General features: G+C 33.6%; 9 protein-coding genes and 1 pseudogene. All 10 read left to right on the forward strand.

The window, feature by feature from the left end; translation table 11 throughout:
* Window positions 1-81: 81 nt before the first annotated feature.
* Entirely contained in the window at window positions 82-1,119 is a 1,038-nt protein-coding gene (locus FGQ66_RS14300) for a class A sortase (RefSeq protein ID WP_002332895.1), read from the forward strand.
* An 86-nt stretch (window positions 1,120-1,205) separates the two neighbouring features.
* Window positions 1,206-2,732 (forward strand): glucosaminidase domain-containing protein, encoded by a 1,527-nt coding sequence (locus FGQ66_RS14305; protein ID WP_138302638.1) that lies wholly within the window; start codon window positions 1,206-1,208, stop codon window positions 2,730-2,732.
* Window positions 2,733-2,910: 178 nt separating this feature from the next.
* Window positions 2,911-3,318 (forward strand): hypothetical protein, encoded by a 408-nt coding sequence (locus FGQ66_RS14310; protein ID WP_002332892.1) that lies wholly within the window; start codon window positions 2,911-2,913, stop codon window positions 3,316-3,318.
* Window positions 3,319-3,341: 23 nt separating this feature from the next.
* Window positions 3,342-4,496, forward strand: coding sequence for a PcfB family protein (locus FGQ66_RS14315; protein ID WP_138302639.1), 1,155 nt, complete (start codon window positions 3,342-3,344; stop codon window positions 4,494-4,496).
* Complete coding sequence (locus FGQ66_RS14320; protein WP_138302640.1) at window positions 4,493-6,388, forward strand: VirD4-like conjugal transfer protein, CD1115 family; 1,896 nt, start codon at window positions 4,493-4,495, stop codon at window positions 6,386-6,388. Before FGQ66_RS14315 ends, FGQ66_RS14320 begins: the two co-directional genes overlap by 4 nt.
* 76 nt (window positions 6,389-6,464) lie before the next feature.
* A complete protein-coding gene (locus tag FGQ66_RS14325; RefSeq protein WP_138302641.1) occupies window positions 6,465-7,571 on the forward strand; it encodes an IS4 family transposase in 1,107 nt (368 codons plus the stop codon).
* A gap of 189 nt (window positions 7,572-7,760) precedes the next feature.
* Window positions 7,761-7,964, forward strand: a complete 204-nt coding sequence (locus tag FGQ66_RS14330; RefSeq protein ID WP_086319127.1) for a hypothetical protein — start codon at window positions 7,761-7,763, stop codon at window positions 7,962-7,964.
* Window positions 7,965-7,990: 26 nt separating this feature from the next.
* Window positions 7,991-8,839 (forward strand): VirB6/TrbL-like conjugal transfer protein, CD1112 family, encoded by an 849-nt coding sequence (locus tag FGQ66_RS14335; RefSeq protein ID WP_171024621.1) that lies wholly within the window; start codon window positions 7,991-7,993, stop codon window positions 8,837-8,839.
* A 264-nt stretch (window positions 8,840-9,103) separates the two neighbouring features.
* Window positions 9,104-9,475: a PrgI family protein gene (locus tag FGQ66_RS14345; protein ID WP_002372477.1), complete on the forward strand. Its 372-nt coding sequence runs from the start codon at window positions 9,104-9,106 to the stop codon at window positions 9,473-9,475.
* Window positions 9,423-9,833 (forward strand): annotated as a pseudogene (locus FGQ66_RS14350) (VirB4-like conjugal transfer ATPase, CD1110 family); the annotation flags it as partial. The gene FGQ66_RS14345 and the pseudogene FGQ66_RS14350, both read left to right, overlap by 53 nt.
* Window positions 9,834-9,909 lie beyond the last annotated feature (76 nt).

Genomic DNA, 9,909 nt, shown 5'->3' on the forward strand with positions numbered 1-9,909 from the left:
AGAGAACGTTTAAAGAAACGTCTATTTTTTTTAAATAACTATTCAAAAAAATTAAGGCTATGAATTATTCAGGTTTAGTTATTGTTTTTAGGGAAAGGAGAGATCAATATAGTAAAGAAAATCATTAAAGCCTTACCGTTATTGTGGCTACTAAGTAGCCTGATTTTAGCAATCTGTGGATTTTATGGTTATACCGTTCTTCTTCGTCCCGAAAATACAATCAAACAAGCACAGCAAATCACTCACCCTATACAGTCAGAGAAAGAGATCAAGGAGATACAACAAACGACAATAGGGAAAGCAACATACAATGAAAATCAAATCCAACCTGTTACACCTACAGACTATGCGGAAGCACAGCTGAGTTATGAGGCTCTTGTTAACCAATGGGGAATCGGTTCTCTCTATATTCCGTCTTCTGGTATATACTCCAAGATTCTTGCAGGAATGAGCAATGACAATTTAATGGTTGGCTTGGGAACCTATTATCCAAACCAGTTACTTGGAAAAGGAAACTATGTTTTGATGGCACATAATTTAGTTCAAGGTGGGGGAGTCCTTCGTAATTTACCACAATCTAGCGTAGGATCAACAATTTATGCGACTGATTTTAGCAAGATTTATGAATATGAGATCACTACAAATAAAATTGTTAACCAATCAGAGGGTAAGTTATTGGATATCCCACAAGAAGGTGATTCGCCTTTAATGACTATTTTTAGATGTGAGGGAGGATTACACACAGCTAATCGTGCATTAATTCAAGCTAGGTATGTTCGATCTTACTCAGCTGAAAATGGTTCACATGATATTAAACAAGCTTTAGGATTAGAAACAACGAGAAATAAGACAGTCAATAAACAACGTCTAAATGACCAACAGGCGACTTCAACTAATAGAACTGAAGCAGCAAAGGAAAGTATTACTCCCGATAAGGATACTAAAAAGGCAAAGCAAACAAATAAAATAGAATGGCGCTTCACAGAAAAGAAAGCTATTTATTCTAACTTCCAAGTGTTTTCTATCCTAGTATTTCAATTAGCTAATGCTTATCCTATTCTGATTGGGTTAGTTTTTCTTGTTGGTCTCTCAAGTTGTATTCTATTGAACAGAATATAATGAGTGACAAAACTTATATATATTTTTATAAAAAATTCATAAAATAAAGTTATCTTAGATGTAACACAGGAAAGGAAAGAGAAAAAGTGAAAAAAAAGCATATTTCAAAAGTAGCTTCCGCTGTTCTTCTTTCTCAAATGCTATTGACAACACCGTTACAGGTATTAGCAGATGAACAGCTTTCAACGCCAACCAGTCAATCCAGCACGATGAATAATCAGTCTGAAGAATCTACTTCAAGTAGTGATGAACAAACAGGAACGTCTACTACACAAACAACGACTGATTCCACAGAAAGTAGTACAGATCAAAGTACAACCGATGATACAACAACTAGCTCGACAGATACGACGTCTACAACAGAATCGTCTGAAAAGCCTACAGAAGACAGTACGACAGATTCAACAAGTACAACGGAATCCAGTAGTGAGTCTAAACCAGATGAAACTAAACCTAGCGAAATAAAGCCGAGTGAATCGAAACCAGAAAAGCCGAACACTGGCAGTTCTACGAATGAATCACAGACTCAGCCAACAACTGAACCTTCAAACAATCAGCAAGCACCGTCTGTTGCTCCAAACAATCAAGCAAAAGCAACAAGTGAGGAACAGCAAGTTAAACCAGCAGAAAGCGAGTCAAAACCGTATCACCAAACGCCAACTGCGCCTATTCAAGAATTAGTTCCTTCAAGCAAAGAAACGGCTGAAGGAAACATTCATTTTGAAAAAGATGAGTCCGTAGAAAGCTTTGTCCGAAAAATCGGCGAATCTGCTCGCAAAGTAGGACAGGAGAACGATTTATACGCTTCTGTCATGATTGCGCAAGCCATTTTGGAATCAGCTAGCGGACAAAGTCAGTTAGCACAAGCGCCAAATTATAACTTGTTCGGAATCAAAGGAACACATAACGGAAAAGGTGTTTCTTTTGCCACACAAGAGGATTTAGGTGACGGCACTCTTTACACCACACAAGCTACTTTTAGACAGTATGAAAACTATGAAGATAGCTTAAATGACTATGCACAGCTGCTTAAAGAAGGTTTGACTGGTAATAGTCAATTTTATAGTGGTGTATGGAAAACAAACGCAAAAACTTATCAAGAAGCAACTAAATTCTTAACTGGCAGATATGCAACTGATACGAAATACGATCAAAAATTAAATGGTTTGATCGAAACCTATCATTTAACGGACTACGACAAGGAAATCGCAGGACCACAATTAAGTAAAGAAGGATATATTGTACCAGTGAAAAACTATACGATTTCTAGTCCGTTTGGTACTCGTGGGGGAGAATTTCATAGAGGATTAGATTTGGCAGCAGCACAAGGCGAGCCAATCTATGCTAGCAAAGCAGGAACGGTCGTTAAAGCAGAGTTTCACCCTTCATGGGGGAATTATGTAGCTATTGAGCATGAAGACGGTACAACGGCTTTATATGCCCACCAACAAGAATATCAAGTCAAAGTTGGCGACAAAGTAAAACAAGGTCAGATCATTGGCTATGTTGGCTCGACAGGAAATAGCACAGGTAGCCATTTACATTTTGAATTATGTTTAGATCATAGTTTAAGTCAATCACAATTGGTTGATCCAGAAACAGTCTTATTTTAAAAATAAGGCTGTTTTTTTTATTCAATTTTTAAGGAGGTATTGTCTATGTTGCTATTTATAAGTGGTTTATTTTTAGGCAGATTTATTGGTGTGGCGTTAATGTCATTAGTAGCAATCGATCGTTATGAAGATATGATTGATGAAAGAAGATAATTAAGAAAGAGGGAGTACAAATTTTATGACGAATAGAAATGAAGGAATCACTATCTACTTGACTATTGGTAAAGAAGTTAAGTTAAATTTTGATTCAGAGAATAACTTATCAAGTATTCGTCTATCCATTAATAAAGTTGCAGAACTTTTCGGAAATAAAGTAGTCAATGAAGAAAGTATATTTTATGTTTCAACAGTAGCCTTAGTGACAAAAAGTAACTATAAGACTTTTATTTCAGTAGTAGGTGGAAAGCAAGTTATTAGTGGAGACGCAGTTTATGAGGAAGTAATGATTGATCAAGAAAGAACTAGCAATAAAAGAGGAAACAAAAATGTATATGAGCAAGGATACTTTGAATTTTTCGTGTCAGAAGAAGACAAAATTCCTAAAGAGAAACTAATTTTGCCTTACAACGTAAAAAAACGTAGGTAAAAAGCTTATGTGAGGATATATCTATGAATATAACAGTAAAAGAATTAGGCGAACCTATAGAACTCGAAGATTATTTAGAAGAATATAAATTCCAAGTCATATTTTTATTAAAAAATATGACTTTTATTGATCGTAAAGATAATCGGGTAAGACAACTTTTTAATATGGAACTGATTCGAGCGGAAACTAAGTGGTATTCTTTTTACCAAAAAAATCACCGTCCACCTGATTATAACTTTCTACAAGAAGAGATTACGTCATTTGGTGTCAATCGTTTGCCGATGTTTGATAGAAGATATGAGGGACGTGTGAATGACGAATTAAGCGTAGACAACTTTGTTTACTATCATATACAACAATTAAAGCTTGAAAAAATACTGTCCCCAGTTTTTTTTGAAAAAAATGATTTACGATTCATGGAGAGATACGCAAAAAATAAAGCGAAAGCTTACTTCAATGAGCGTGATCAATATATAAAAGGCTATGAAAGTTTTAGAATATCTCGAAATAAAATCATGCAACGAGCAGGATATGAACAACTTAAATATGAATTTGTTTCTGATAATATGGTTCAAGGTTATTTTAAAGAGGAGGTTGTTAAAATGGCAGCAAATGACGAACGAGTGGCGGAATTTGTTTTTGATGAAGGTAAAAGCTTAATGCGAAACTTAACACAGAAAATGAGCAGGGGAGGGGTATCAATTGTTAATGGCTCAACAAAAGCAGTAACTAATCAAATTAAAAAGCAGAGAACTACAGGAAAACAGCGCTATAATCAACTAAAAAAGCATGGAGCGTTAGAACATATTGATGTCTCAAAGACTGATTTAAAGCCACTTGCAAATGAACTAAAGAAATACAAGGTAGATTTTGCAGTAAAAAGAAACAAAGAGACGGGTAAAATACATGTTTTCTTTAAAGCTCAAGATAGAGATACACTCAATTTAGCATTAGAAAATGTGCTACAAAAATTTACTAATGAAAAAGAACAGAATAGAGAACAACAGCAGGAGAAACCTAATAAAGATATTGAAAAATCTTCTGTCGATGACAAGGATAAAGATAAATCGTTAACTAAAAAACTTGATAAATTAGAGGATAAAGCGCAAGAAATAAATCAACAAAGAGAACAACTAAAAGAGAACACGAAAAATAAAACTAAGGGGCAAGAACGATGAATATCACCAAAAAAGATCTTATTTTTGGTGTCGCACTTGCTGCTTTTTTCTTTTATTTAGGTACTTTATTTTTTATGGTTTATTTCTCGATTCCTCAAAATACAGATTCTTCATGGATAAATGTAGTAAATGCAGCATTTGATAAGTTCTTAGAACCTAAGACATTTACCATTTCTCCATTTACTTTTTCAAAAATTGCTATGAAAGGTGGGGCTATAATTGCGGTTATTGTTTTACTGATTGATTTATATATTATAAGTGGCAAGAAAAATTTAAGAATGGGCGAAGAACATGGGAGTGCCAAATGGGGTACTTCTAAAGACATTGCTCCTTATGTAGATAAAAAATTTAAAAATAATCTTTTATTTACAAATACAGAAAGAATAACGATCGAAACTAAGTTAAAAAAGAATAAGGAATATGAACGTAATAATAACGTTGTAGTTGTAGGTGGAGCTGGTTCAGGTAAAACTAGATTTTATGTATTGCCCAATTTATTACAAATGCACTCAAGCTATGTTATTAATGACTCCAAAGGTGGAATCTTGAGTGATACAGCTGCCATTATGCAACAAAATGGGTATCGGATAAAAGTATTTAATCTGAATACCATGAAAAATTCTGATGGTTATAATCCCTTCCATTATATTAGAAGAACAGAAGGAGATTGTGAAATTGATATATTGAAAGTGGTTAACAATCTAATGAAGAATACTTCAGACCCTAACAAAAAGGGTGGAGATTCATTTTGGGACGATGCACAAAGATCTTTTTTGGCAGCTATTTTCCATTTGTTGATTTTGAAAGGAAAACCTGAAGAACAAAATTTAGGGATAGTAGCAGACTTAGTAAGACGCGCAAGAGTAAAAGAAGATGATGAAGAATATATTTCTTCGATTGATTTAGTATTTCAAGAATTAGAGCAAGAACAGCCTAGTTGTTTTGCAGCAAAACAGTATCAGAATTTTAAGATGGCAGCAGGAAAGACGGCTAAGAGTATTTTAATTAGTTTAGGTGTTCGTTTGTCTCCTTTTGACGTTCCAGATATCAGAAAATTAACGTCAACGGACACCTTAGAATTAGATACAATAGGAGATCGTAAAACTGTACTTTATATTATTTTGCCAGATACTCATACTACTATGAACTTTCTAGCAAGTATGATTTACCAACAACTTTTTGATACGTTAGTTTATAAAGCAGATAATGTTTATAATGGATCGTTACCAATTCCTGTAAGGTGTTTGTTAGACGAGTTTGCTAATACTGGGCAAATTCCAGATTTTGAAAATGTTATTGCAACAACACGTAGTAGAGGAATTTCAGTTGATGTTATCTTGCAAAATTTAACACAGATTAGTAAAAAGCTTTATAAAGACAGTTGGGAAACAATCATAGGAAACTGTGATTCTTTTTTGTATTTAGGAGGAAACGAGCAAAGTACTCATAAGTATATTTCAACTCAATTAGGAAAAGAAACAATTGATGTAGTAACTTATAACGAATCAAGGGGAACTACGGGAAGTTTTACTAAAAACTCTCAAAAGCAGGGAAGAAACCTACTTGATCCAAATGAAGTGCGTGAGATTAAAGGCGGAAAATGTATTTATATGTTACGTGGCACAAAGCCTTTTTTATCTGATCGTTTTAAGTTGGAACGCCACCCTTTATTTAAAAAGTTAAAAGAGACACCTTCAGGTTATATGTATCAATCACCGTTGGATCAAGAAGAATTTATTGCAAATAATGATCCAATTGATTTTGAATTATCAAAAAATGTCGATATGAAGGAGTTTTTGAAACATACGGAAATAGAAACCTATGATTTTGAAGACGAAGAAATTGAAACAATAAATTTAGATGAATTCACTAGTGTTGCATTAAAATTTTAACCTATTCCATAGAACAAAAAATCCTTTATACTAGCACTTGGATGACTTATCCAAGACCAATAAAAAGGACTCATACATGGATAAGTATAAAACAAATACAACATTTAATAAATGGTTTTCTGCCATAAAATTAGGAAAACTTTCTGTCAACTCCCAAAAATGTATTTTTGATTACAATTCGTATCGTAAAAAACTGTCTTTTGAAGCTGTGCTCAAGCTCTTTCTCTACGCAGTTAATGAAGAAAAAGAAAGTTTGCGTGATTTGAGTACAGCTCTTATCGACCGATCGCTCCAACTAGAAACCGATGTGTCATCGATTAGTCATACCCAATTGTCTCGAGCATTTAATGCACTTGAACCTAAAGTGTTAGAAGAAATTTTTCAACAACTGTTAGAAAAAGTTCAACATCAAATCAAACCAACCAAGCGAAATCATCTGTATCTGATTGATTCCAGTACGTTTTTGCTTAGTTTAAAACGTCATAAGTGGGCGACTTTCCGTAAAACCAAGTCAGGTATTAAATTGCACTTGAACTTCTGTTATATGGATGATGCCACGATGTATCCAACTGATTTTACATTAACCAATGCACACGAACATGATGTCAATCAACTGACAGTACTGGTGAATGAACCAGAGGCAACGTATGTTTTTGATCGTGGTTACTTGGATTTTGAAAAGATGGATCAGATGCATTGGGACGGGTATTTCTTCGTCACTCGCATCAAGAAAAATACCAAAGTTCATGTGATAGACACACTAGAAAAATCGCCAGAAGAAGAAATTCTACGAGATGAACTCGTTCGCTTGGGGTCTAAGACTTATTTGACCGCCAATTTTCGACTAGTCACTGTTCAAGATAAGAACGGACGTGAGTTTCAATTTATCACCAATCGAATGGATGTCTCTTCGAAAGAAATTTCTGATATGTATCACGCTCGTTGGCAAATCGAATTGTTTTTCAAACACATCAAACAACATATGACCAGCAAAACCTTCTTTTCTCAAAATGAAAAAGGCGTGCATAATCAATTGATTCTAACGATGATTTCCGCTCTTCTCACGTTTCTCATCAAATTAGAAACGAAGACAGTAAAATCGGTGTTCCAAATCAAACGATTCTTTCGTTATTTACTGTTTCAGCCTTTTGAATGTTGGGTAGAAAAATTAATTCCCACATGAGAAAAAAGAAATTTGGCTCGTTACTTTTGGTTTTCAGTTGAATAACAGATAAAAAATTTTCTGGAAAAAGTCATCCTCTGCGTCAGCACAGTTTTTTTTGACTTATTTTCAGAGGAAATAGTTTTCAGAATATTCTAAAATGTTTTATGCAACACTAGTGAGATGAATTATAAAAGGAGAGAATAATTAATGGGAACATTTAACGCTATTATAGATATTGTATCAAAGTTTGCGGTTATTGGAGGAGGATTTTATGCAGTATGGGGTGCAATTGTTTTAGGTGGTGCTCTAAAAGATCATAATGGACCACAAATGCAATCAGGTATTTGGCAAATTGTTGGTGGAGCTGTGATTGTAGCAGCAGCAGCGTTATTTAAGTCAATTGCAGCATAGTGGATGTACAGAAATGAGGATAAATGATGGATGGATTTTTAACATGGTGTGTCGAATCTATTTTAGAAGTAATTTCCTTTAGTAGTAAGACAAGCCACTTAACTAGCAATTTAGAAAATTTCAGTCCTCAGTTATATAAGTATTCAACAACTATTCTTGATTCTGTTTCAAAGCCAATAGCTTTTAGCATATTGGCTTTGTTTTTTGCTTTGGAATTACAAAGAATATCTAATCGTGTGGAAACTAATGGAGGAGGTCAAACAGGTATTGAAATGATCTTTAAATCATTGTTACGATTAGGACTATGTAAAATAGCTATGGATCAAGTATCTTTAATTATGCGGGCGATTATGGATATAACAGGATATATGACTGACAAGATTAATAATTTAGGTATGGGAAACAAAGAAGTAAGTGATATGTTAGACGCAAAAAAAATATTAGCCCCTATTTTAAAAGAAGGATTAATGTTTAAAGTAGGTGTATCAACTGTTTTAATTATCGCATTACTAATTACTATTGGTTCAATAGTAATTGTACAGGTAGTTGTAAATATGCGTTTTATTGAACTATACGCATTCTTAGCTATGTCTCCTATTCCAATCGCAACATTTCCTAATGATGAATGGTCAAGTATAGGTAAAAATTTTCTAAAATCATTTACAGCGACAGCGTTACAAGGAACTTTAATATTTATGGTTATGCAGTTTTATCCATATCTCTTAAGCTCGGCTTTTAGTGATATAACAAATAGTGGTTCAGCAAGTGAAACATTCTTAATGACACTGATTGGGATAATTGGTAATAGCGTGTTACTAATTTTCGCAGTAATGGCGACTGGAAGATGGTCAAAATCTATTACAAATGCAATGTAGGAAGGACTTTTCAATGAAAAAATCTCGTTGTAACAGCACTCTAATTTTTGGAGTGCTATTTCTTTTGTTACAAATACTATCCATATTATTAACACAGTATAATATTTCCAATCCATTAACACTAAGTATACTTTATGTATTTTTCATTGTTTCTCTTGTTTTTACACTCATAATGATCGTAATTATTACAAAAGAGATGTTGCGAGATTTTAAGAAATTAATATCTGATATTTTTTCACAGAAGAAAGAAAAGTAGGTGTTTGAGTGGCAATTAGAGTAAAAGTACCAAAAGAAATTAAGGATTATCAAGAAAAACTAATGGGAGGAATGAGCGTTAGGCAGTTAGTATTTTTTGTATTGGCAGTATTAATCTCAGTAGGAGTAACAGCATATTGTGTATTGGTATTGCATATGTCGGTTGACGCAGCCGGTTATATAGTTATCCCACTATTGATACCTATTGTAGCATTTGGCTGGATAAGAAAAGAAGGTATGCCTTTAGAAAAATATGGCAAGATTATTCTAAATTATTACTCGAAAACTGGAATAAGAATATATCAGACTAAAGAAAGGAGCAATCTAAATGATTTTAGAAAAAAACGATTCCAAAAAGTCAAAGAAACAACCAAAAGATAAGCAAGCAAAAAAAGTATTAAAAATCTTAGCAAAGCAGAAAAAACAGCGTGGAAAAAATCAACGTAGAGACGCTCCACCTTTATCTAGCCAACGATCATTAACATATAAAGCAATGTATGAGAATGGAGTGTGTGAGCTTAAAGAAGGGCTTTATTCTCGTACATTCAAATTTTCAGATATCAATTATGCAATTGCAGATCAATCTGAGCAAGAATTAACTTTTAGCTCCTATTGTGAGTTACTAAATAGTTGTGATTCTGATACTTCTTTGCAGATTTCGATTATTAATAGAAGTAAAGACAAGAAACAATTTGAAAAAGACTTATCTTACGAATTAGTTGATGATGGACTAGATGTTGTAACTGCTAGACTGTATTGTGCAGTTATTGCTAAATAAGAATGTGCACTTTTACCCTATTACTTCGTTCCATTTG

Origin of the sequence: Enterococcus sp. BSD2780061688st2 D3 (assembly GCF_005844145.1) — a bacterium.
In the GTDB taxonomy this organism is placed as follows: Bacteria; Bacillota; Bacilli; order Lactobacillales; family Enterococcaceae; genus Enterococcus_B; species Enterococcus_B durans.

Bases quoted from the DNA above. Each gene is read 5' to 3' on its own strand.
- FGQ66_RS14310 (WP_002332892.1), top strand. From the start codon at position 2,911: ATGACGAATAGAAATGAAGGAATCACTATCTACTTGACTATTGGTAAA.
- FGQ66_RS14315 (WP_138302639.1), top strand. From the start codon at position 3,342: ATGAATATAACAGTAAAAGAATTAGGCGAACCTATAGAACTCGAAGAT.
- FGQ66_RS14320 (WP_138302640.1), top strand. From the start codon at position 4,493: ATGAATATCACCAAAAAAGATCTTATTTTTGGTGTCGCACTTGCTGCT.
- FGQ66_RS14325 (WP_138302641.1), top strand. From the start codon at position 6,465: ATGGATAAGTATAAAACAAATACAACATTTAATAAATGGTTTTCTGCC.
- FGQ66_RS14330 (WP_086319127.1), top strand. From the start codon at position 7,761: ATGGGAACATTTAACGCTATTATAGATATTGTATCAAAGTTTGCGGTT.
- FGQ66_RS14335 (WP_171024621.1), top strand. From the start codon at position 7,991: ATGGATGGATTTTTAACATGGTGTGTCGAATCTATTTTAGAAGTAATT.